A 23,197-nucleotide genomic window follows, 5' to 3' on the forward strand; every position below is an offset into this window, starting at 1 on the left:
TCTCATGATTTTGTTTTATTTACTTTTATAATTGAAATAACTTAAAAATAGGGTTTAGAATTTTACTAATTATCCTTATGCAAAAACTTCTTACTACCATCTTGAATAGTGATACTTTGAATACTTTTATCAGGTATGGTATAAGATAAATTAGGCGATAAACGATTACGACTTCCTTTTATAGTATCCTTTTCAAAAATTAGTGTATCCAAATACAGGGTAAATGTTTTCATCTCTTTTGTGACAATTCATATTTCTAACTAAGGTTTATTTGTTAGACGATGTATTATTTTTTTTATCAATCATTTCAATATAGTCTAAGTTATTTTCTTGATATTTTAAATTGTAAAATGTAGCGGATTATTAATTACTAATTCTTTTTGTTCCACAGTTTGTCCAAGTTTTTTTTAAGTTTTTTTTAGAAATAATATAGGTTTTATAGGAAATTACTAATAAAGTCTGAAAAAGATAGAAAATCGTTTATACTTAATCATTTAATTTTAGGAAAAATGTATTGCATATTTTCATAAAAAAACCAATTCTGAATTGAATTGGTTTTTTTACATATATATTGGCGTTATAGTACTCAAAGTCTTATAACTGGAATTTTTTCTTTATTCTTTTACAATTTCTCCACATCCTACGCGATCACCAGCCGCACCACTAGGTTGCGATTTTAAATCATCTGCATTTTGGTGTACTACTATAGATTTACCTACAATATTTTTATTCTCATCATCACAACCAATGCACCATAGGTCCGTTTCTTTAGAAAGCGTGGCAATACCATTTTCATCCGCTTCTAAATTGCCTATATCACCTAAATGAAAACTTTTGTGTTCCCATGCACCATGAGCAGCATGTGAAGGATTCCAATGACCACCAGCAGTAGAAGCATCAGCAGCACTACAATCTCCATTTTCATGAATATGAATAGCATGTATTCCAGGTGTTAAACCCGTAATTTTGGCCTCCATAGAAACCCTACCTTTATTTTCTGTAAAAGTTACTGTTCCTGAAACAGCACTATTACTTTTAGCTGCAATAATAGCTGTAGCTGTAGTAGATTTAGTTACTGTATCGGTAACAATATCAGTAACAATATCGGTATTATTTTCTTCCACAGTAACTGTTTTTTTACAGCTTACCATGGCTAAACAAAGTAGTCCTATACTTAAATAAATTTTCATGTCTTAATTTTAAATGTTTGTATTAGCTTATTTTCTTGTGGCTAAATTATGATAATGAAAACACTTACGCGTTACATAATCTCCATTTGCATAAAACTTAAAATTTTGAAAGTATAACAAAATTACAATCGTTCTAAACGACCTTTTCTTTTCACAATATTTTTATAATCCCATTGAATTGTTTTTGCTTTTTGTAACCAACGCACAATTGCCTCAGGCTTAATATCGGTTACATTGGTATAAAAGATAGAAGCATCTTTAAACTTTTCTCCCAAGACAGCTAATTCCGTTTCTTCAAAATCGGCTCCACTCCAAAACATCAGCCGGATGCCTTTTTTTTGTTTGCTATAGCCTACTATTGGATTTTCGTTTAAAAACCAAACCGGATGCGCATGCCAAATCTTATATGTTGCATCGATTAATTCGGTGCAAATTGCAGTTGCTAAAGTATCGCAAATGGCTTTATCATTTTCAGATAAGGAGTCATTGTAGTGTTGAATTTCTGGTTTCATTACTATAGATTTTGATTATAACTCAAAGAGACTAAGCTAAGATAGTATTTTCTTTTTTTAAGTTGGAATGATAGACATAAAAAATCCTACTCTTTTAGAAAGAATAGGATTGATACAAATATGATTACACGGTGATTAATATTTTTCTTTTTGAAAACCCCAATCTCTTAATTCTTGCTTATAAGAATCGGGATAATTGGCTTTTAAGGTATATACTATGGCATTTAAACCTTTTTTTAAATTTTCTTTTAAAGCATTTTTATCACCTACTTTTATAGCCACTTGTCCATCTGTTTTTGTCGCTTCTTTAACAAATAACGAATATTGTTCTAGTAAAGGAGTCCAAAACGCAACTCCATATTCTTTATTTTCAAAACCATGAATAGCTAAGGAATCAATCATTAATTTTAATGCGGCAATGCGTTTATTTTGATCAGATGGGAAAACATATTTTTTGCCTTTATATTCAATGCCAAAAGCGGCATAATAACTAGTAGCATTTTCTTTTTTATATTTATCAATAATATACCCTTTTACATAAGACAAGGCATTATCTATTGTTTTGTCTAAGGCTTTTAAAGATTGTGTTAGTTGGGGTCTTGTTGCACCTGTTTGTAACCTAGCTTCTAAAGTAGCGTTATAATTTATAGCATCAGTTTGAAATTGAGTTGCCGTTAACCAATGTAAAGTAAGCCAATTATTAGTAAGCCATTTTGCACTTACGGTTGTTACTACATTGCCAAAATTAAGATCGGCATTAGGAACATTGCCTTTTTTTGTAGGTTTTGTGTTTTCCATGTTTGCTGTTGTTGCTTTCATAATTCTATATTTTAATTAATTGATAGGATGTAAAAATCAAACGATATGCCATTTTTGTAGTGATAATCTTAAAAAAAATATAATTTTTTATATTTTTTTAAAAAGTTTAATGGAAATAATACAACCTATTTTGTATGTAATACATTAACTATAGGAATAGGGAAGTGTTGAATACTTTTATTATATATATGTAACGGATTAGTTTGTTATTAAAATACAAATAGACATAATGCTATAGGATTATATATCGATAGTTTGTTTTTATAGTAAGTTACTATAGGATACTGCTATGAAATATTTTTTTTAAGACAACATACTATAGGAAGCTATTGTAAAAAATGTTTTATAGCAAAGTACTATGATTTTTTAAATGATTTTTTAACAATTACATATTTTAGTTTGTCTTACCAATAGATTAAAATCGCGTAGTTGCAAAAAGGGATTGTTCCTACAGCACTTGGGAGCTTAAAAGATGAAGAATTAATATATTATTTTGAAAGATGTCAACTTCTTTTAGGATTTCATTTGAATTTGAAACCAAAAAGGAACCTCTTTTAAATGGCTTTGAATGAGGCTGAGTTTTATGTTTTTTGAAGTTGTTTGAAGAAAATTGAAGTTGTGTAACAGTTACGGTTATTGTAAGTCGTTATTATTATTTATCAAATCCAATTGAAATTATGCTATCAATTTCTTTTGATGTTATTAAATACATTCCTGGATGAGTATAGGTATATTCCTTTTCATACTTTAATTTTAGACTATCAATATCTTTCTTTATTCGATTGCCTGAGTGGTCATAAAATTTAGTTTCAGAATCAAGAACTCCGTATTTGATATAGTCTCCACTACAATTCGTGTCAATCCACAATTTCTTTATTTTATAATTACCTTCTAATTCTAAAATTCCATTTTGGTAATAGTATTTCCATTTACCAACTTTATAATTATAGTATCTCAAGCAAGGTCCAGATAAACAACATTGCACATATCTTCCAATCAAATATTTTCCTTCTTCTTTTATTTGGCCATTTTCATAATATTCTTTCCAAATTCCAATTTTGTATCTACTTGTTTCTCCGTCATTAAATTTAGCATATTTTCCAAATTCGGTTTTTCTGTTTTTACTTAATTCAGTTTGTCCTGCGAAAGAGTTATTTATAAACTTAAATCTAATAAAACCTACTTCATTGTCTAGATCGAAATTTGAAACTTTTTGATTTTCTTGAATAACAACTTCTTTCTTACAGCTAAAAAATGTAAATGCTATTATTAGAATTGCTATTTTTAAAAAATATTTCATTAAATATTTCAGAAGAGTTTAGTTAATAGTTGACAACGTTTTGCTACTATAGCAGGGTTGTGACTAAATTAACCCCTATTTTCGGATTTACCAAATCATTTCAAATACAAGCCTATTTTCTATTAAGCCAATTGTCCAAATCAGTTGTAGTAGCTGTTAGTGCCAGTTTTTATTTTAAAGTATAGTTTTCAAATCGATTGTTTTTATTTTATTCTTTTTGTTGTCACATTCATAATAAAGGATAAGATTATTTTTCTTAACAAGGATTGAATCCATCTGTCCATAATTCCACATATTGCTATCTGAAATATCAACAATTAGTTCTTTACTATTCAAAAAGTTATGTATAATTAATTTCTCAAATACTTCATCTTTTATATAAGCAATTATATTTTGATTGTTTTCAATTTTTTGTGAATAAGAATATTGTTCGTTTGGTCTATTTTTGTCTGTAAAAATAAAAACTCGAGAATAACAAGGTCCGCCACAAGGAAAGCCAACAACAGTATATAATTCATTGCAATAATTAATATGTGACATTCTAGGAGGTGTGTCTAACAATTTCGTTATTTTATTTTGTCCGTTTTTTGAAGTTATTGTTATTTTATAAGCATTTGAATTTCTATTTGGTATTTCTTCAAGTTCAGAAATAAACTTATTATTTTCACATTTAAAAACACTATCTAAATATTTTTTATCTGAAATTATATAAACCGTTTCGGGAAATTTAACAGAGTCGATTTGTTTTTTTGAAGTCATAACAATCTTTGAGTTCTTTTTAGAATTGTTTTGACAACTCAAAAGAATCAAGAAAAAAAACAATAGAGATATTTTAATTTGTTTCATAAAATCGTTGATTTCTTTTGGTTTTGTAAAATTGTCGCTAATTTATATATAAGTCTGACAAAATAAGCTCAATACACTTAAAATTAGCGATATTATCCTTAAGTTTCTAACTTTTATACTTACAAATCTAAAGAAACTCTTTTACATTTACTACAGGTATTTTATTTGTTTGTATCGTTTTAAATTTTGTTTAAATGGAAGTATAAATAGTCTTGTATGTTAGTATTCTAATATTATAACTAAAGCTTACTACTGCATATTATTGTTTCTTTATCAATCGAATTGTAATGAAAGATATTATTAAAAAGGGTAAAGCACCCAGAATAATTTTCAATTTCATACTTAATAAACCAATGAGGAACAAGAAGATAAATAATAAACTAATACATCCAATTCCAAGATACAGCATTTTTTTATGAAGTTTCTTTTGAAATAGACTAAAAAAGAGTAGGAGTTGCCCCAAAAGCGGTAATAGGATGAATGGATGAGCTACTTGTTTTGGATTTTGTATTAATTTTTTAAAGATATCTAATTCACTTTTATAAATAAAGACATGTTGATTGTTGCCCCATTCTAAATAACCAAATAATGATGTGAAAATGAGTAAAATGATAAGTAGTTTTATTTTGACATTAGCATTCATATAGATATTACTATTCAAAATGCCAATTTTCTAGAACTAGAGTTACAATTCCATGTGGCCAAGTTTCGAAATTAGTTAGTTTTGGTTGTATGGGTATAATACTTGTTGGTTGCCATTGTTGTTTTATGGGTGTGAACATGATTGCTTCATATATAAGTTTTTTATCAAATGGATTAACCACTTCTAGCATAGTGATTATATTATCTGTATTTTCTGTGCTTTGCGTAAAATTGATTTCAATTGTTTTTTCTGGATGCGTATTTTTTGAAACAAATTTCATTGAAGCAATGGTATCCGATTTAATTTCGCATTCAATTAGGATTTTTTCTCCACAGTAGATTTGCAAAATTTTATCTTTAACAAAGTATGGCGATTCTGGAATTTCGGCTTTATAATAATGTTCTTTATCAGCAGCAATTTGAAGTGTAAAGGCTTTTCTTTTTTCTTGAGAATAGCCAAATGAAATGCAAAATAATAAAATTAAATAAGTTATTTTTTTATTGGTACGGATAAAATTGTATTTTTTCATTATATAATTACATTGGTAAAGTAATAACGTAAAAATAGTATAAATATTTCTTTGAATAATAAGGAGTTAGTAAATGTTTTTAAAAAATAAAATATGTCTTAGATGGGACTTTTCTTTATTCAATAGCTTATCATAAATCAATTTTAACCTTTCATGTGAATTTGGTTTACTTTCAGTTTTTCAAAGATTTCAACAAACTTGAAATTTTAGAGGTTTAATTAACTAATATAATTCCAAATGTTTTTCTTCTTACACCAATTGTGCGTAATTAGATGAATTGATGAAATAAAGTTACGTTATCAAGGGATTTGGAAACGGATTGCACTCGAGGCTTTAGCCGGATTGACGAAGTAAATCCGCGCTAGCGGGGTTTAGTTTTAATTATTTTTTTGAACTTTTATTTTTAAAAACTCTGAAATTATGTTTGCAATTTCATTTGCATCTTTTTCGGTAAGTTGTTTTTTAATAATATGCTTTTTGTTGCCTAAAAAATTTTCCAAATATATTGTCCAACCAGATTCATAACTATTGGTACAATATTCTATGAAAATATTTTTTACTTGGTATTTTGGTAAGAATAATTCGCGATTGATATATAAATTTTCTTCCAATAATTCGAATTCATTTAGCTTGTTTTTTTTCCATTCAAAGTAAGAATTGAAAGATATATATGAGATTATCAAAAAAAGGATGACTAAATAAACAATGTTTGTGCTATTGAATACTAAAAATTGCATAGCATAAATTAGCATAATTAAAATAATTAATGAGATAAATGAAGGTAAAACAAGTTGATTATAATTATAATAAAAATTAATAATTAATTTGTCTTTTGTTTTTTCAATTTTATATTCTGTCATTTTTTTAATTCCAGTCAATTGTTTGTTAGCAAATGGTTTTGTTTTTACGACTATTTTTCTACCATTGTATCTTTTAAAATTTGTATTTCTTCTTTCGGCTCTTTAATTCTTATGTTTATTTTTTTACACTTACAAATCTAAAGTAACTCCTTTATATTTACAACAGGTAGATAGGCTTGTTTTTATTTTAATATACCAACATTAACTGATATAGTTCCAGATGTTTTTCTTTTTGCTCACTTCTATAAAGGCTTTTCGGAGTGCCTCATGAACTGGTTTTTCCATCGCTGCATCCTCTTTTAGAAGTTGGATTGCTTTATGTCGGGCCAATTGTAGAATTTCTTTGTCTTTTACAATATCAGCAATTTGTAAATTTAAAACACCACTTTGCTGTTTTCCCATAATATCACCAGGACCGCGTAATTTTAAATCCACTTCAGAAATTTCAAATCCGTCATTGGTACGCACCATCGTTTCTATACGTGTTTTGCTATCTTCACTTAGCTTAAAACCGGTCATCAAAATACAATAACTTTGTTCGGCACCACGACCCACGCGACCACGTAACTGATGCAACTGAGACAATCCAAAGCGTTCTGCACTTTCAATTACCATAACGGATGCGTTAGGAACGTTAACACCCACTTCAATTACCGTTGTAGCCACCATGATATTGGTTTTACCTGCTGCAAATCGACGCATTTCTTCTTCTTTCTCTTCAGGTTTCATTTGACCATGAACAATAGAAATGGAATACTGAGGCAAAGGAAAATCTCTTGAAATGCTTTCATAACCATCCATCAAATCTTTGTAATCCATTTTTTCTGATTCTTGAATTAATGGATATACAATATAGACTTGTCTGCCTTTAGCTATTTCGTCTTTTAAAAAACGCCATACTTTCAAGCGATTACTATCATAACGATGTACCGTTTGAATGGGTTTTCGACCCGCAGGCAATTCATCAATAACCGAAATATCTAAATCTCCATACAAACTCATGGCAAGTGTACGTGGAATAGGCGTAGCGGTCATGACTAAAATATGCGGTGGAATAGTGGCCCCACCAACCTCCCCAGAAGGGAGGCTTTGCAATACGTGTTCAATTTTATTTAAAACAGCTGTAGTATTTCCAATTACTTCTTCATTAGTAAATCTAATTACTTTGAATCCTAATTCATTTAATATTTCTGTTCTTAATTCATCAGCTTCTTTTTGCTCTTGTAATTGATGATAACCACCATCAACTTCTATAATCAAATTCTTTTCAAGATTGACGAAGTCAACAATAAAAATATCTATAATATGTTGTCGTCTAAATTTATAATTTAATTTTTTATTTCTCAAAAATTCCCAAAGTATAGATTCAGCTTGTGTAGCTTTCTTTTTATTGTTAATTTTTCTTTCTTTTAATAATGCATAAGCTGAGGGTCTAGCAGTTTGGTACTTTTGTAGCACTTTTTCTACTTCCTTCCTTTGGAAGGATTGAGGTAGGCTCCCTTTTTTCCATAATTTACTACGTTGTTCTACTCCAAAACGATGTTGTTCATCTATAATGGCTAAACCAAGGTTATTAAAAACCACTTTATCTTCTAGTAACGCATGTGTACCAATAAGAATGTCCAAAGAACCATTTTCGAGCGCTTCATGAATTACTTTACGCTCTTTTGTTTTGGTTGATCCAGTTAAAATTTGAATGTTGATATTTAAGTTTTTCGCTAATTCGGTTAAACCAATGTAATGTTGGGTTGCTAAAATTTCAGTAGGAGCCATCAAACAACTTTGAAACCCGTTATCTTTAGCCATAAGCATACAAAGTAAAGCCACAATTGTCTTTCCCGAACCTACATCACCTTGTAGCAAACGATTCATTTGAGCATTGCTTCCTAAGTCGTTACGTATTTCTTTAATGACTCTTTTTTGTGCATTGGTTAAATCAAAAGGGAGATGATGGTTGTAAAAATGGGTGAAATTTTCTCCAATAGTTTTAAAAGGCAGTCCTTTAATTTTATGCTTACGAATGAGATTTTTAGTAATCAATTGCAATTGAATGAAAAATAATTCTTCAAATTTCAATCGGAATTGCGCTTGGGATAATAAATCCTGGTTTTTCGGAAAGTGAATATTAAATAAAGCTTCTTTTTTAGAAAGTAATTTTAATTCGTCAAGTAAATAATTGGGTAAAGTTTCAGAAAAAAGCACATGCGTTTCAATAAAGAGTTGTTGCATGAGTTTGTTAATCACTCGATTTGAAATGCCTTTGTTGGCTAGTTTTTCAGTACTTGGATAAACGGGTTGCATAGCCGATCGTAAACTTGCTTTGTGTTCAGCAATTATTTCCATTTCAGGATGTGCCATGTTAAAGGTACTACCAAACTGTGTGACTTTACCAAAAATGACATAAACTTCGTTCAGTTTTAAACCTTCCCGAATCCATTTATGACCTTGGAACCAAACCAATTCCATTTCACCTGTATCATCAATAAAGGTAGCCACTAAGCGTTTGCCTCTTTTTTGTTCTACCGTTTTAATATGGATGATTTTTCCAATAATTTGTACTTCAGAGTTGTTGTTTTGTAGTTGATTGATTTTAAAATAGCGTGTTCGGTCGATATAACGATTTGGAAACAAATGAATTAAATCACCATATTTATGAATATTGAGTTCCTTTCGAAGTAAATCGCCTCGATTGGGACCCACTCCTTTTAAATATTCAATAGGTGTTTCTAATAAATTCATGCGTAATGACAATGTCAATATCAAAAATCAAATTCAATATAAACTTCAAAGAGATTAAAATTTGGCTTTCTGACTTTTGGTTTCTAAATTCTATATTCAAAAGCGAAGATAAAGTATAATTTAAAAAAACGAAATAGAGATTTTATATAAATTTATTAAAAAACAGGTAAAATTACCTATATGAGATTTTTTTAGATGCCTTACTTTTATAAAAGTAAAATTTTCATGTTTCTAAAGACAAATATGGCATTATGGAAACCAATAAAAAAGTAACTTGTAATTGTAATACTTCTGCTTGTCATAATCAGCCAGAAGTAAAAACAAATACTTTAAAAAGAGCTATAGGATCTATTCCCAGTTTTATTTTAAGTATTCTTATCGCTTTTTTTCCAAAATGTCCAATTTGTTGGGCAGTATATATGAGTATGTTAGGTAGTATTGGTATAGCTGAAATTCCATATATGAATTGGTTTTTACCTGTTCTTATTGTTTTTTTAGCAGTACACTTAGGGTTATTGTTTCGGAAAATACCGAGTAGAGGGTATGGTCCTTTTATAATTAGTTTAGTCGGTTTTTCCATCATGATTCCGAGTAAGTTGGTTTTTGATTTACCCGAATGGATTACGATTGTTGGAATGATTTTGGTATTGACTGGCTCTTTATGGAATAATTTTCAAGTGCCTTATCGTTTTATAAATCATAATTTATTGTATAAAAATTAATATCAGTTTTTTTTGAGAAATATCATTTAGAAAATTTTATAGATAGTTTTTTGCCAACTAAATGATAGAAAATCCAGATTTTTATTGAAAATCTGGATTTATTTTATTTATTAGAGGCTATGGCAATTCTCTTTAAATCGAGATTTAATGTTTTTAGATTTTGATTGGCTTTCATTTTTGTGTTTTTGTCAATGTTAGGATTAATTAGCACCTGATAATTGATAGCCATTTCTTTTTTTAAGTTTTCAATTTTTGTAATTCTATCTTTATCAGTATGAGCTATGGTTAGTGTAGCTTTAATACTATCTAAAGCTTTATTTTGTTTGTCTATAATTTCCTGCATGGCATTTCGAATAGAATCTTCATTTGTTTTTGAATTTGTAATTAAATCTTCTATTTCATCTGTATTTTGTGTAATTTCTTTGGTAATTTCTTCATTGTTGCTATTGGAAAGTTGAGTTACACTTTTTTGCAATCTCATATTCTGATTAAACAGTGGAAGTGATATAAAACCATTTAAAACCACCATAAAAATAGTCATTAACATAAATCGCCAAATCATTTTGATGATTAAAGGTCTTGGTTGTTGGGTTTTATTTTGTTCTGCTCTTAACAGAAAAAAAGTAAGCAATACCAGTAGAAAGCTAAAGCCAGTCATACCGTATCCTAGAATTTTTAGAACATCTAAATTTTCAAACATAATTATAGTATTTATAGTTGTATTGATACTACAAAGATGGCTTACTAATTAGAAAAAAAGGTAAGGGAAAAAGAGGTTTTTAAATACGTGTTTTCCCCCAATTTTACTCTATTTCCTTACTTATTTTTTTAATTAATTCTTCAGCTACTGGTGTTTTCATCGTTTTAAGTTGTGCAATAAGTAGTTTTTTTTCCGCTAAAGAAAGTTGGGGTTCGGGTTTTATAAATTGTTCCGCATTGGCTTCTTTAAAAAATAAGGTATCTGTCCATTCATTTCGAATACCATCTATCACTAAATGTATACGATCATGCTTTCCTTTATTGGCTACAGAATGCGTGAAATTAGCATCGATATACCAACATTCTCCTTCTTTCATGATCAAACGTTCATTATCCAAAATAAATTCAACATTTGGATTGGTAATTACTGGAATATGGATCCTGAAAACCCCATCCTCATAACCCAAACAATTATCAGTATGTGGTTTAATGTAAGCACCAGCTGCTAAACGTAAGAGTCTCACCGTAGTTTTTTCAAATAAAAAGGAATCGATAATTTCTTTGAGATAGGAACAAGAAGCCATTATTTCTGTATAACTCACTTTTTCATCTCCTATGGTTATTGCGTTGATATTCTCAGATTTTCCACCTTGAGATAGCAGTGCAATAGAGGACCATTCACCTTCATAATCATTAGTATTGTAATGATTGATCCATTTTTGAGAGAGTATGGTTTGTACTTCTTGTTGTAATTTCTCAACATTGAATGTAAAAGGGAATCGAATATGTTTGATTAAATTTTCCATGACTATTTTCGAATCCATTGTATCATGTGAGGAAAAGGTTTTCCATTATTTTCTACTGCTTTTTCGGGTCCGTAGGTTAAACCCAACCATTCTAATAAGGGTAAGCCAATGAAATTATTTTCTTTGTAGGATTGAATCAACCATTCCGAACTTCCTTTGTAACCATTGGAATGAAAAACAACATCGAGCGGAATTTCCAAATGAATGGCTGCAGCATAGGACCAAAGCATTGCGCCAATTTCATCTCCTTGTGTCGGCCATTCTTGTGGCATATTTGGGGTACCAATTTTTTCCCGTTCTTCAGCGGTGGTAACCGCTAAATGTCCGGCTTCATGTAAAATATCACCAGGATATAGTAATTTACTATAATCTATCTCAATACCTTTATTGGAAAGGGCTAAACCAGGTAAAAAAGTATCATTTGTAAGTTCTTTTTCCAAAAGAGGAATACCTATTTCAGACAAAAAAGAAGTAATTTTTTCAAGAGTAGCTTCCATAATTGTTTACATTAAATCACAATACCAAAACCCATAAGTATATGGTGAATCTTCCGTTTTACAAACATCGTTTGAAGAAGAATTCGTTGGTTCATATTTTCGATATACAATTTCACCTAATTCAAAAGGAACAGGTTTTGAAAAAATAGGACCGTCAAATGTAAAGGTATGAAATTCTCCGTTTTCACCGCAAGGATCTACATTAGGAGGTAAATCATTGATGAAATTTTCATCGATAACGCGACCTACAAATTCTTTGCCTAAGTATTTTTCGTTGACACAAACAATAATCGTTTTAAAACCCAGATTAAGAAATTCCTGAATTAGAGCTTTCGTATCTTTTTTCCATAAAGGAAATACTCCTTTAAAGTTAGCCAAAGCCAATTTATCTTCTCTATATTTTCGTAAATCTTCTAAGAAAATATCTCCAAAAATAGAATATGCAATTCCTTTTTCTTTAAATTCTAGCAACGTCTTACGCATCACATCATCATAGATTTCCATGGTTGGCATTTCTGGAATCATCATTTTGGTTAAGGGTAAACCAATAAGCTCGGCTTGCTTTTCCAATAGTTCAATACGCACGCCATGCATCGAAATGCGTTGGTATTGCGAATTTACACTCGTAAGCAAGGTTTCAATTTCGTATTCGTTTTCTTGAAGGATTTTATATAAAGTTAAGGCCGAATCTTTGCCACTGCTCCAGTTAAAAATAGCTTTCTTTTTCAATTTTGGTATAATTATAGTGTAAACTTACAAAAATCGATACATTATTGCACTAAGCTTTGTAAATTTGAAACAATTAATCCCAATCATGAAATACTTCTATATCTTATTCTTTACTTTTTCGTTGGTAGCCCAACAAACCAGAAAAGTAGATTTTATACAATGTGATGCTTTGGTGCAACTAGATTTTTCTGAAAAAACAATAAAAGGAAAAGTAACTTATACCTTTGAGGTTTTAAGTGCGATAGATACGATTAGAATGGACGCTGTTCGTATTGATTTTAAAAATGTTATCATCAATAATAAAGAAGTTGCCTATAAAAATTCTGGTAAAGAATTGTTACTTTTTGAAGGTTTTACCAAAGGAAAAAATACTGTTTCGTTTACTTATGAAGCAAAACCCAAACAAACTTTATATTTTACTGGAGATTTTGACTCCGCTCAATCTGACAATTTTACTGCTCAGATTTGGACACAAGGTCAAGGTAAAAATACCAGTCATTGGTTGCCCAGTTTTGATGATGTAAATGAAAAGGTGATTTTTAATCTTACAGTTGAATTTGATAAGGATTTTGAAGTTTTATCAAATGGAATACTTACTTCTATAGGAGAATATCCTCCTTTGTCTTCAGATAATAAGGTTTGGTACTACAAAATGCATAAACCTATGTCTTCCTATTTAGTTATGCTTGCCATTGGTAACTTTGAAAAACAAACCACAAGGACAAAATCAGGAACTACATTAGAATTCTATTTGGATAAAAAAGATGTTTCAAAATTTGAAACTACTTTTAGATATTCCAAACAAATGTTTGAATTTTTAGAAAAAGAAATAGGAGTGAAGTACCCTTGGGAAGTGTACCGACAAGTTCCAGTGAGAGATTTTCTATACGCAGGAATGGAAAATACCACTTCCACGATTTTCTCACAAGATTTTGTAGTAGATTCCATTGGTTTCAATGACAAAAACTATTTAAATGTAAACGCCCACGAATTGGCACACCAATGGTTTGGTGATTTAATTACAGCAAAGGAAAGCAAACACCATTGGTTACAAGAAGGCTTTGCTACATATTATGCTTTATTAGCGGAAAGAAATGTTTTTGGCGACGATTATTTTTACAATCAGTTGTACCAATCGGCATTGGAATTAAAGCAAGCCAATTCCTATGATAGCATTCCTATTTTAAACGAAAAGGCGAGTTCGTTAACTTTTTACAAAAAAGGCGCTTGGGCATTACATGTTTTAAGAACGAATGTTGGTGAGAAAAACTTTAAAAAAGCGGTTCAAAATTATTTGAAAAAGTATGCTTTTAAAAATGTAACTACGGATGATTTTTTAGCAGAAATTCAGAAAGTATCTCGTTATGATGTGGTTTCCTTTAAAAAGAATTGGTTAGAAAATCCCACATTTAATTTAGAAGAAGCGATTGGTTATTTGGTACAAAACGAATCGGTTAATCAATTGGTAGAATTTGGAAAAACTAACAAACATTTATCGAATGAAGCTTTGTTTGACAAATTTAAAACCATGATTCAATCCAAGGTGTATTATACAGTGAAACAAGAAATCGTGTATGAAACGCAAAACTTGACAGAAGCACAGCAATTGGACATCTTAAAATTAGCTTTAGCCACAAATGATACTAAAGTTAGACAAGCCGTTGCAGAAGTACTATCTCGCATACCTTTATCTTTTAAAAATGATTTTGAAACGCTATTAAATGATCCCTCTTACATTACTAAAGAGATTGCTTTATTTCGATTATGGACTAATTTTGAAGCTGATAGAGACCGTTTAGTTGCGATGTCTAAAGATTGGATGGGATTGAATTACAATTTAAAATTAGCCCATTTAACATTAGCCATTGTAGGTTCCAATGATCATGCAGTAGCGAGAGAAAAAGCTATACAAGAATTAGAAACCTATACGCAATTGCCTTATGAAGCTTCTGTGCGCGAACCTGCATTAGAAACGTTGATTAAACTTGGAAAAATATCAGATGTAGTTCTAGAACAATTGATTGATGCTTCATTACATCATAAATGGCAGTTTGTAAAATTTGCTAAGGATAACATTAGAGTTTTAATTTCAAATGAAGAGATTAGAGAAAAATTTATACTTTTAAGGAATCGATCAAATGAAATCCAAAAAGAAAGAATTGATTACTTTTTAAAGGAAACAGCATAAATGAGAGCACTAGTTATATCAGGAGGAGGAAGCAAAGGAGCCTTTGCTGGAGGCGTAGCACAATATTTAATTGAAGATCTGCACAAAGATTATGATTTGTATCTTGGAACTTCTACGGGTAGTTTATTAGTTTCTCATTTAGCATTGCAAAAAGTAGAAAAAATCAAAGAAATATATACTTCAGTAAACCAAAATAGTATTTTTAGTAATTGTCCGTTTATTATAAAAAAAAAATATGGTGAAGATACTATAGCGATTAACCATTTGAACGTTATAAGAAATTTTTTTAAAGGATCCAAAACGTTTGGTGAGAGTAAAAATTTAAAAAAATTGATTCGTAAAGTATTTACAGAAGAAGAATTTGAAGTACTAAAAAATGGCCCTAAAGAAATTATTGTTACGGTTTCCAATTTGTCTTTAAACATTGTCGAATACAAATCCATAAATGATTTTAGTTATGACGATTTTTGCGATTGGGTTTGGATTTCATGTAATTATATACCTTTTATGTCTTTGGTAAGGAAAAATAATTTTGAATATGCTGATGGTGGTTTTGCTTCGATGATTCCAATCGAGGAAGCTATTAAAAGAGGAGCTACCCATGTAGATGCTATCATTTTGCAAAGTGAAACCAATTTATATAACAGATTACCTGCTCGTGGTCCTTTTGGATTATTAAGTAATCTTTTTGCTTTTATGATGGATCGTATTGAATATCAAAATATTAAAATTGGAAAATACGAAGCAAAATTAAATAACGCAACCATCAATTTCTATTTTACACCCACATTATTAACTACAAATTCCTTGGTTTTCAATAAAAAACAAATGTTAGAATGGTGGAAAATTGGTTACGAATATGCTAAAACTAAAGAAATTGATACACAGGAAATTCCTGAAGAAGAATAACTCCTTTTCTATTTTATTTCACAATATAGGGAAAACCCTAGATTTTCAAATCTAGGTTTATTCCTATTCTATGGCTTTATTAGTTTTCTCAACTTGCAATAGTTATAAATGCTATTCAATATGAGAACACAAATTTTATGTTTATGGATGTCGACATTATTTATGTCTTGCCAAAATACAACACAAGCACAAATGGAAGGAAACTATACTGGAGAAATCAATGGAGCTACGATTACTTTGTTTTTAAAAAAACAAGATAAAGATACGTATGTCGGAACAATGCATGATGAGCAACAAACTTATGCAGTAACAGCAAAAAAAGAGGGCAATTGCTTAAAAGGGAATGTAGTTGAGAACAGTCTGCAAATCAATATTATTGTTTCGGGTTGCTTACAAAACAATCAAATTGATATGAGTTTTGATTTTAGTAATGTAGGTTTAGCACAAACTCAAAATGTGCTATTTACCAAAAATGGAAGTCAAAATACTAACGTAATCTCGAATCAAAAAACAGCAACAACACAAAAGAGTTCTAGTACAGAGAGGGATTTGAATATAGTAGGAGTTTGGAAACAAGAGCAACTATATAATTCGGGTTCAGGTGATGGATTTTTTGGTGGTAGTTTTACGCAAAAGGTAATTTTTTATTCCGATGGAGGAATAGCTGATGGAGGAAGTCAAGCTACGATGAGCGGAAGTGATTATTCAGGAAGTTCCTCTTCTGGCTATGGTAATAAAGCACCAGGTGTAAGTTGGTCTACACAAAATAAGCATTTATTTATTACTGCTTCGCAAAATGGACAAACCCAGACCGTTGATGTGGGTAAATACTATGTTGAAAATGGAAAAATGTTGATTACCAGTCAAAATGGAACTAAAACCTTATTACTAAAGGTGCAATAAAGATGTTCAATTGTAAAGCAAAAATTATGAAAAATAATCTCATTCTATACTTAACTGTTCTCTCAATTTTATTAAGTTGCAGTAAAGACGATTCAAACGATACACCTAATCAGAATCCAAGTATTTTTGATTTAGTTGCTATAAACAATGGGACAACAAACGTGGCTTTAAATCCTACTTTTATTTGGGAACCTGCAATTGATCCAGAAGGTTTTAATGTAACCTATGATTTATTGATAGGGACTTCAGAAAATGATTTACAACCGATAGCATCCAATATTAACGGAACTACTTTCACTCCTTCAGAAAGATTACCTTTATCAGAAAATTTATTTTGGAGTATTAAAGCCAAAGATAATTTAGGAGCAGAAACACAAGCTAGTAGTGTCTTTAATTTTACAACAAGAAACCTAACAAATGGTACTTTAGGTTTAAATGGTTTTACGCTTTTAAATGAACATACCACTGTAGTTTTTCAAGACAAACTTTGGATATTAGGAGGAGAAGGGAATGGCGTACGCAATTCTTCTGATGGCGTGAATTGGACAGTAATCAATGCTACTCCACCATTTGGAAATAGAAAAAATCATTCCTCTTTAATATTTGATAATAAAATGTGGGTCATTGCTGGAAAAACAAACAATACTAATAATAAGAATGATGTGTGGTTTTCAAGCGATGGTGTAACTTGGACACAAGCAACTCCAGCGGCTTCATTTTCTATTCGTCAAGGGCATTCCTCTGTTGTTTTTGATAATAAAATGTGGGTGATAGGAGGACACTTAAATGCTTCTCAATCTTTAAATGATGTTTGGTTTTCAACAGATGGCATTACTTGGTTACCTGCGACTAATAATGCTAATATAGCTCTTAAACAAGAACACGCTACCGTGGTTTTTAATAACAAAATGTATATGGTTAATGGAAATGAAGTTAGAACCTCAACAAATGGAGCGACTTGGCAATTAGAAGCCACTTTGACTAACTTTGGTAATCGTTCTCGTCATCAACTCGTGGTTTATGATAATAAAATTTGGTTAATAGCTGGTTTTGCCACTATTGATCGAAACGATGTTTGGTTTTCAAAAGATGGCATTAATTGGACTAGAAATGTAGAAAGTGCTAATTTTAACGATAGATCAGATCATACAGCAACCGCTTTTAAAGATAAAATTTGGGTTATTGGAGGACTGAAACTCTTTGCTTCTTCTTCAGAAGAACCTAATAATGGTATTTGGTTCTTGGATTAATTTTATAAATATCATTGTGCTATTTTCACTTGAGTACAATGATATTTTATTTATTTTTACTTAAAATCGATATATGCTTTTCTTTTTATGGTATGCTGCATTGTCTTATCTGATATTATTTACAATTATCAGCGGATGTATCTATTGGTATACCAAAGAAAAAAGCTTTAAATATTATGTTTTTTATAATTTATTTCTAATCATGTATATATTAACCAAAGATGAATATATTTATGAAGTACTTAATAAAAACTTTTCAGAACTTTATTTAAAACATTTTAATTGGCTAGTACAGGTATTTTTTTATAGTTTCTATTTTATTTTTGCTTTATATTTTCTTGATTTTCATAAGCACAAATCTAGTGTATTCAAAAAAGTCAGAATTATTTTTTACAATGTAATACTATTCTTTTCAATTTTTGCAATTATTTCTATTTATATAAATTTATTCGATATTTTTTTTAAAACGTTTACTTTCGGTTTTTTACCTTTAATTCTGGTTCTTTTTATATATTTTTTCCCATTGTCATTAAAATATTCCGATAAACACAAATATTTTTTGTTAGTCGGTATAATCGCTTATATTTTTTTCGCTTTGTATTCATTTTTATTGACATACCTATTTTATTTGGGTAATAATGAAATTACAAATTCTCTTAATTATTTTTTTACAGGTATAATAATTGAAAGTATTTGCTTTTCATTAGGCTTGGCCTATAAAATAAAGTTGATAAACGATGAAAGTGTGAAACAAAAGAACGAGCAGTTGAAAACTATGCACCAACTTGAAATTACCAAATTAAATGCCCTTATTGAAGGAGAGGAAAAGGAAAGAAATCGAATTGCTCAAGATTTGCATGATGGTATTAATGGCGATTTATCTGCGATTAAATTTCAACTGATGGCATTTAAAAAGAAATTGGCAAATGAGGTTGATAAAGAAAATTTAGAAAAAAGTATCGCTATGATAGATACAACTTGCGAACAAGTCCGAACCATTTCTCACAATCTTACTCCCTATACCATTTCACAATATGGATTATCTGTTGCATTGGAACAATTTTGTAATAAAATGAATCATTCTTCTTTATTAATCGATTATCAATGGTTTGGAGAAGAATTGGTTTTACCAAAAAATAGAGAAACTAGTTTGTATCGAATTGTTCAAGAATTAGTTCAAAATGCTATTAAACATGCAAAAGCGAAAGAAATTCTAGTGTATTGTAATAATTTAGAAGATTGTTTAAATATTACGATTGAAGATGATGGAGTAGGTTTTGACGAAAATAAGCAAACCAAAGGAATAGGACTGATGAATATAGAAAAAAGAGTAAATTATCTCAACGCTAAAATGGAAATAGAAAGTTCAAACCAAGGAACTACTATTTTAATTAGTATCCCATTAAAAAACAAACAATTATGATTTCAATAGCCATAACGGATGATCATGCCATGATTATTGAAGGCTTAAAAGCCATGTTTCAACACGATCAGCACTATCATATAACAGCTTCTTATACTTCTATTGAAGAAACCTTGCAGCACATACATCATGATAATCCAAACGTACTATTGTTAGATATTAATCTGAAAGACGGGAATGGAACAGTAGCGTGTAAAGAAATTTTAAAATTAGTTCCTAATCTCAAAATTATTGCATTGACCAGTTTTGAAGATATTAATTTAGTTCGGTTAATGCTTCGAAATGGTGCCAAAGGGTATTTATTAAAAAACACCTCTTCAGAAGAAATCATAAAAGCCATAAATATGGTTATGGATGACGAAATTTTTTTACCCAAGGAATTAAAAAATCAAATTTTAAGTGAAACCATTGGAATAGATAAAAAACAGGATTTTTTGCCAAAAATCACTCGTAGAGAAAAGGAAGTTTTGGAATTAATAGTTCAAGAATTTACAACCGATGAAATTGCAGAAAAACTTTTTGTTACTCATAAAGCCATTGAAGCACATCGAAGTAACTTGATACAAAAACTGAATGTTAGAAATACCGCAGGATTAGTTAAAATTGCCATTGAAAAAGGATTAATTTAAAAAAAATATTTTTTAGGGGTAACAAATTTTAAGGGAAATGGATATAGGGATATAAAACTTTAAAAACATATATCATGAAAAACTTAAAATTCATTTTAACTAACATTTTTTTTATTGCACTTCTTCTTGTAGGTTGCGATGATAATGACGATATTAATGATTCTGATCAAAATCCTAGTAGTTCCATTAATTATGATTTTGGAGCATCAGTTTCAAGAGATTTTATTGGTCAAATTGTAGATGAAAGTGGCAATCCAATATCAAGTGTACAAATTAAAATAGGCTCATCTACCACACAAACGGATGTAAATGGTGTTTTTCTCATTAAAAATGCCTCAGTTAAATCTAATTTTGCTTATATAACAGCAACAAAATCAGGTTATTTGACAGGTTCTAGAACAGTAGTGCCTACTTCTGGTGAAAATAAAGTAAAAATAATGTTACTAACAGCTACAACTGTAGGAACTGTTACTTCTGGTTCCGCAGGTAATGTAACGTTAGCAAATGGTACTAAAGTAATTTTTGATGGTAATTTTAAAAAGGAAAATGGATCAGCCTATTTAGGTTCTGTAAATGTTGTGATGCATCATTTAGATCCATCTGACGAAAATATTGAAATAAAAATGCCAGGCTCATTATTAGCGTCTAGTTCAAATGGTGAGGCAAAAGTGTTAGAAACCTATGGTATGGTGAATGTTGAATTACAAGGTTCAGGAGGTGAAAAATTGCAATTGTCAGGTTCAGCTTCAATTGAATTACCTATTGATGTTGCTCAAGCTTCTTCTTCACCTAGTGTTATTCCACTTTGGCATTTTGATGAAGAAGCAGGATATTGGGTACAAGAAGGTTCTGCTACTAAAGTAGGTAATAAATATATTGGTACAGTTTCTCATTTTTCATGGTGGAATTGTGATGCACAATTTCCTACGGTTAATTTATGTTTAACAATTGTGAATCCTAATAATCAACCAATAGAAAACGTTCAAGTACAATTAACGCCCAATAATCAAACCTATCCGCGTTCAGGAATTAGCAATAGTAATGGTGAAATTTGTGGTTTAGTTCCTGCTAATGAAACCTTGACAATGACTATTTTAGATAATTGTGGAAATGTAATTCATACTTCACAAATTGGTCCTTTTTCTTCAAATACTGTTTTACCAAATATAGTATTAACAGCAGGTATGGTACAACAAACTACAGTTGTAGGTACATTAGCTCAATGTAATAATTCGAATGTTACAGATGGTTACGTATTATTACATTATGGTAATCAAACTTTGGTTTCAAACGTAACGAATGGAAGTTTCGATTTTAATACACTCGTATGCAGTGCTAATGATGCATTTACTTTAGAAGCTTATGATTATACAAATTTACAAACCTCTGGAACAATTGCTTATACTTTTACATCACCAACAACCAATGTAGGTAATCTTGTAGTTTGTACAGCAGTAACAGAATATATTACTTATCAAATAGATAACAACCCAGTTAAGTATTTAATCGGTTCTATTAACGCGGGTTATTCTCCAAATGGACTAACTATAAGTATTCAAGGTAATGGAACTACTACAGGAGGATTTTATTTGTGGGGAAATAATAATGTTCCAGGTATCTATACAACTTCTACTTATCAGCTTGAAGGAGGTGATTTTAATTATATAGGTCAACAAACCACTAATACAGTTTCTTTTAATTTAAGTAATTTTGGAAATGTAGGTGGATATATCGATATGACTTTTAGTGGTACTTATGTTAACCCAACAACTAGTGTAACGCATTCAATTACTGGTGTTATACATGTAATTAGAGATAATTAATAATTGATGAATACATGAAAAAGAAAAAGAAAATCCCGAATTATTTCGGGATTTTTGATTTATAAAAATTTATAGACTATCAAATTCAATAAAATCATATTCTGGAGTAGCTTCAAGCAATTGCCTTAAAATTGCAGCATGACCATTTCCTATTAGAACTAGAATCCTGTCGTTTTTGGTTTGATCTATAAGTTGGATGTTTCTAAAAATCCTTAAATTTCTGTTGTACCACCATATGGCTAAAATATCTGCCCCTCTATTATTATCAAGTTTAAAATCTCCAACTAAGTATAATCCATAACCATATTCATGAGATTCTCTAGAATTTATATGTTTTAAATAATCTATAATCTTTATTTTTCTTGGTAATTTATCTTCTGACTCTAACCATTTTTTATAATATCCTTCATAAGGATCATCATTAGAAAAATCATAATCCTTAAAAAGCGCTGTAACATAAGAAGAGTCTATCTTTACAAGATCATTAGCTACATTATCAGCATCAATACTATAAATGGTGTCTAGATTTAGTTCAGTAGCTACACGCATACCTAATTGAAAACGTTCATCTCTTTCATTTCTATGTTTGCCTAATTTATACTCTTTTAATTTTTCTGTTGCATTAAAATTTGGAAAGGCTTCAATAGCAATTTTTGTAGGTTTAAATTTCTTAATGTAATTAACTAATTCTGTTATTTCAGATTTTTTAGGTTCTTTTAAGACATCTATTTTATTTTCATCTGACGTTTTGTGTGCATCTAGATTTGGATAATCTAAATGAAATGTCCCAACTACTAAAACTTTTGCCTTTTCTTTAGGAAAATAAGAAGAAATAGGAGTTAAACTATCTTGTTGAATCTTTTTATTTTTGCAAGAACATAAAAGGATTACCATACTACATACAATTAGTTTTTTCATGATTTTAATTTTAATTTCTCTACAAGATTATTGTAAATAAAAAACCAAAAATTATTTATTACACCAACTATAGTTTTTTTGATACCAACAATCAATAAAAGCAAAAAGGAACATTCGTTTTACAAAATAGGTTTTTGGTACTTTAATAATGTATGTTTGTCCTATTTTTAATATAAATTAGCCCAAGATGTTACTTTTACACTTTAATTAATTTAAAAATGAAAATTAATAAGGAAATCAAATATAATATCATCATTATTAGT

Annotated in this window: 23 protein-coding genes and 1 pseudogene; 9 read left to right on the top strand and 15 right to left on the bottom strand. The window is 29.7% G+C overall.

Translation table 11 applies throughout. The features are described from left to right. Positions 1–65: 65 nt before the first annotated feature. The 10 genes from HALO113_RS18035 to HALO113_RS18080 form a co-directional block, all read right to left on the bottom strand. Positions 66–233, bottom strand: a complete 168-nt coding sequence (locus HALO113_RS18035; RefSeq protein ID WP_159780534.1) for a hypothetical protein — start codon at positions 231–233, stop codon at positions 66–68. A gap of 381 nt (positions 234–614) precedes the next feature. Continuing rightward, positions 615–1,190, bottom strand: coding sequence for a superoxide dismutase family protein (locus tag HALO113_RS18040; protein WP_159780535.1), 576 nt, complete (start codon positions 1,188–1,190; stop codon positions 615–617). Positions 1,191–1,312: 122 nt separating this feature from the next. After that, positions 1,313–1,702: a DUF1801 domain-containing protein gene (locus HALO113_RS18045; protein ID WP_159780536.1), complete on the bottom strand. Its 390-nt coding sequence runs from the start codon at positions 1,700–1,702 to the stop codon at positions 1,313–1,315. Between the two features lie 135 nt (positions 1,703–1,837). Continuing rightward, entirely contained in the window at positions 1,838–2,521 is a 684-nt protein-coding gene (locus HALO113_RS18050) for a hypothetical protein (RefSeq protein ID WP_159780537.1), read from the bottom strand. 652 nt (positions 2,522–3,173) lie between these two features. Beyond that, positions 3,174–3,821, bottom strand: coding sequence for a hypothetical protein (locus tag HALO113_RS18055; RefSeq protein WP_159780538.1), 648 nt, complete (start codon positions 3,819–3,821; stop codon positions 3,174–3,176). A 174-nt stretch (positions 3,822–3,995) separates the two neighbouring features. Beyond that, positions 3,996–4,580 carry a hypothetical protein gene (locus HALO113_RS18060; RefSeq protein ID WP_159780539.1) on the bottom strand — a complete coding sequence of 195 codons (585 nt, stop codon included), beginning with the start codon at positions 4,578–4,580 and terminating at the stop codon, positions 3,996–3,998. Positions 4,581–4,926: 346 nt separating this feature from the next. Next, positions 4,927–5,328, bottom strand: coding sequence for a hypothetical protein (locus HALO113_RS18065; RefSeq protein ID WP_159780540.1), 402 nt, complete (start codon positions 5,326–5,328; stop codon positions 4,927–4,929). Further along, positions 5,321–5,839, bottom strand: a complete 519-nt coding sequence (locus HALO113_RS18070) for a hypothetical protein (protein WP_159780541.1) — start codon at positions 5,837–5,839, stop codon at positions 5,321–5,323. Before HALO113_RS18070 ends, HALO113_RS18065 begins: the two co-directional genes overlap by 8 nt. A gap of 377 nt (positions 5,840–6,216) precedes the next feature. Continuing rightward, positions 6,217–6,699 (bottom strand): hypothetical protein, encoded by a 483-nt coding sequence (locus HALO113_RS18075; RefSeq protein WP_159780542.1) that lies wholly within the window; start codon positions 6,697–6,699, stop codon positions 6,217–6,219. A gap of 201 nt (positions 6,700–6,900) precedes the next feature. Then, complete coding sequence (locus HALO113_RS18080; RefSeq protein ID WP_159780543.1) at positions 6,901–9,438, bottom strand: DUF559 domain-containing protein; 2,538 nt, start codon at positions 9,436–9,438, stop codon at positions 6,901–6,903. Positions 9,439–9,689: 251 nt separating this feature from the next. On the opposite strand from HALO113_RS18080, the gene HALO113_RS18085 reads away from it, so the two are divergent. Then, complete coding sequence (locus tag HALO113_RS18085; RefSeq protein WP_159780544.1) at positions 9,690–10,160, top strand: hypothetical protein; 471 nt, start codon at positions 9,690–9,692, stop codon at positions 10,158–10,160. Between the two features lie 103 nt (positions 10,161–10,263). On the opposite strand, the gene HALO113_RS18090 is transcribed toward HALO113_RS18085, so the two are convergent. The 4 genes from HALO113_RS18090 to HALO113_RS18105 all read right to left on the bottom strand — a co-directional run bounded on the left by HALO113_RS18090 (position 10,264) and on the right by HALO113_RS18105 (position 12,891). Next, positions 10,264–10,860, bottom strand: coding sequence for a hypothetical protein (locus HALO113_RS18090; RefSeq protein WP_159780545.1), 597 nt, complete (start codon positions 10,858–10,860; stop codon positions 10,264–10,266). Positions 10,861–10,963: 103 nt separating this feature from the next. Next, positions 10,964–11,665, bottom strand: a complete 702-nt coding sequence (locus HALO113_RS18095; protein WP_159780546.1) for an aspartyl/asparaginyl beta-hydroxylase domain-containing protein — start codon at positions 11,663–11,665, stop codon at positions 10,964–10,966. A gap of 2 nt (positions 11,666–11,667) precedes the next feature. Continuing rightward, on the bottom strand, positions 11,668–12,162 hold the full coding sequence (locus HALO113_RS18100) for a hypothetical protein (protein ID WP_159780547.1): 495 nt from the start codon (positions 12,160–12,162) through the stop codon (positions 11,668–11,670). Positions 12,163–12,168: 6 nt separating this feature from the next. Continuing rightward, complete coding sequence (locus HALO113_RS18105; protein WP_159780548.1) at positions 12,169–12,891, bottom strand: diphthine--ammonia ligase; 723 nt, start codon at positions 12,889–12,891, stop codon at positions 12,169–12,171. An 85-nt stretch (positions 12,892–12,976) separates the two neighbouring features. On the opposite strand from HALO113_RS18105, the gene HALO113_RS18110 reads away from it, so the two are divergent. The 8 genes and pseudogenes from HALO113_RS18110 to HALO113_RS18145 all read left to right on the top strand — a co-directional run bounded on the left by HALO113_RS18110 (position 12,977) and on the right by HALO113_RS18145 (position 22,016). Further along, entirely contained in the window at positions 12,977–15,079 is a 2,103-nt protein-coding gene (locus HALO113_RS18110; RefSeq protein ID WP_159780549.1) for a M1 family metallopeptidase, read from the top strand. After that, a complete protein-coding gene (locus HALO113_RS18115) occupies positions 15,080–15,988 on the top strand; it encodes a patatin family protein (RefSeq protein ID WP_159780550.1) in 909 nt (302 codons plus the stop codon). A 120-nt stretch (positions 15,989–16,108) separates the two neighbouring features. Continuing rightward, on the top strand, positions 16,109–16,891 hold the full coding sequence (locus HALO113_RS18120; RefSeq protein ID WP_159780551.1) for a hypothetical protein: 783 nt from the start codon (positions 16,109–16,111) through the stop codon (positions 16,889–16,891). Positions 16,892–16,917: 26 nt separating this feature from the next. After that, positions 16,918–18,141 (top strand): hypothetical protein, encoded by a 1,224-nt coding sequence (locus HALO113_RS18125; RefSeq protein WP_159780552.1) that lies wholly within the window; start codon positions 16,918–16,920, stop codon positions 18,139–18,141. Positions 18,142–18,214: 73 nt separating this feature from the next. Beyond that, positions 18,215–18,850: pseudogene (locus tag HALO113_RS18130) on the top strand (7TM diverse intracellular signaling domain-containing protein); the annotation flags it as partial. A 36-nt stretch (positions 18,851–18,886) separates the two neighbouring features. Further along, positions 18,887–19,564 carry a sensor histidine kinase gene (locus HALO113_RS18135; RefSeq protein ID WP_236554800.1) on the top strand — a complete coding sequence of 226 codons (678 nt, stop codon included), beginning with the start codon at positions 18,887–18,889 and terminating at the stop codon, positions 19,562–19,564. Further along, positions 19,561–20,193 carry a response regulator transcription factor gene (locus tag HALO113_RS18140; RefSeq protein WP_159780554.1) on the top strand — a complete coding sequence of 211 codons (633 nt, stop codon included), beginning with the start codon at positions 19,561–19,563 and terminating at the stop codon, positions 20,191–20,193. The genes HALO113_RS18135 and HALO113_RS18140 overlap by 4 nt, the downstream gene beginning before the upstream one ends. A 74-nt stretch (positions 20,194–20,267) precedes the next feature. Then, positions 20,268–22,016, top strand: a complete 1,749-nt coding sequence (locus tag HALO113_RS18145) for a hypothetical protein (RefSeq protein WP_159780555.1) — start codon at positions 20,268–20,270, stop codon at positions 22,014–22,016. Positions 22,017–22,085: 69 nt separating this feature from the next. Here the strand turns inward: HALO113_RS18145 and HALO113_RS18150 are convergent, their stop codons facing one another. After that, on the bottom strand, positions 22,086–22,934 hold the full coding sequence (locus HALO113_RS18150; RefSeq protein WP_159780556.1) for a DUF5694 domain-containing protein: 849 nt from the start codon (positions 22,932–22,934) through the stop codon (positions 22,086–22,088). Between the last annotated feature and the right edge of the window lie 263 nt (positions 22,935–23,197).

This window comes from Flavobacterium sp. 9AF (genome assembly GCF_902506265.1).
In the GTDB taxonomy this organism is placed as follows: Bacteria; Bacteroidota; Bacteroidia; order Flavobacteriales; family Flavobacteriaceae; genus Flavobacterium.

Bases quoted from the DNA above. Each gene is read 5' to 3' on its own strand.
- HALO113_RS18035 (WP_159780534.1), bottom strand. From the start codon at position 233: ATGAAAACATTTACCCTGTATTTGGATACACTAATTTTTGAAAAGGAT.
- HALO113_RS18040 (WP_159780535.1), bottom strand. From the start codon at position 1,190: ATGAAAATTTATTTAAGTATAGGACTACTTTGTTTAGCCATGGTAAGC.
- HALO113_RS18045 (WP_159780536.1), bottom strand. From the start codon at position 1,702: ATGAAACCAGAAATTCAACACTACAATGACTCCTTATCTGAAAATGAT.
- HALO113_RS18050 (WP_159780537.1), bottom strand. From the start codon at position 2,521: ATGAAAGCAACAACAGCAAACATGGAAAACACAAAACCTACAAAAAAA.
- HALO113_RS18055 (WP_159780538.1), bottom strand. From the start codon at position 3,821: ATGAAATATTTTTTAAAAATAGCAATTCTAATAATAGCATTTACATTT.
- HALO113_RS18060 (WP_159780539.1), bottom strand. From the start codon at position 4,580: ATGACTTCAAAAAAACAAATCGACTCTGTTAAATTTCCCGAAACGGTT.
- HALO113_RS18070 (WP_159780541.1), bottom strand. From the start codon at position 5,839: ATGAAAAAATACAATTTTATCCGTACCAATAAAAAAATAACTTATTTA.
- HALO113_RS18075 (WP_159780542.1), bottom strand. From the start codon at position 6,699: ATGACAGAATATAAAATTGAAAAAACAAAAGACAAATTAATTATTAAT.
- HALO113_RS18080 (WP_159780543.1), bottom strand. From the start codon at position 9,438: ATGAATTTATTAGAAACACCTATTGAATATTTAAAAGGAGTGGGTCCC.
- HALO113_RS18085 (WP_159780544.1), top strand. From the start codon at position 9,690: ATGGAAACCAATAAAAAAGTAACTTGTAATTGTAATACTTCTGCTTGT.
- HALO113_RS18090 (WP_159780545.1), bottom strand. From the start codon at position 10,860: ATGTTTGAAAATTTAGATGTTCTAAAAATTCTAGGATACGGTATGACT.
- HALO113_RS18095 (WP_159780546.1), bottom strand. From the start codon at position 11,665: ATGGAAAATTTAATCAAACATATTCGATTCCCTTTTACATTCAATGTT.
- HALO113_RS18100 (WP_159780547.1), bottom strand. From the start codon at position 12,162: ATGGAAGCTACTCTTGAAAAAATTACTTCTTTTTTGTCTGAAATAGGT.
- HALO113_RS18110 (WP_159780549.1), top strand. From the start codon at position 12,977: ATGAAATACTTCTATATCTTATTCTTTACTTTTTCGTTGGTAGCCCAA.
- HALO113_RS18115 (WP_159780550.1), top strand. From the start codon at position 15,080: ATGAGAGCACTAGTTATATCAGGAGGAGGAAGCAAAGGAGCCTTTGCT.
- HALO113_RS18120 (WP_159780551.1), top strand. From the start codon at position 16,109: ATGAGAACACAAATTTTATGTTTATGGATGTCGACATTATTTATGTCT.
- HALO113_RS18125 (WP_159780552.1), top strand. From the start codon at position 16,918: ATGAAAAATAATCTCATTCTATACTTAACTGTTCTCTCAATTTTATTA.
- HALO113_RS18140 (WP_159780554.1), top strand. From the start codon at position 19,561: ATGATTTCAATAGCCATAACGGATGATCATGCCATGATTATTGAAGGC.
- HALO113_RS18145 (WP_159780555.1), top strand. From the start codon at position 20,268: ATGAAAAACTTAAAATTCATTTTAACTAACATTTTTTTTATTGCACTT.
- HALO113_RS18150 (WP_159780556.1), bottom strand. From the start codon at position 22,934: ATGAAAAAACTAATTGTATGTAGTATGGTAATCCTTTTATGTTCTTGC.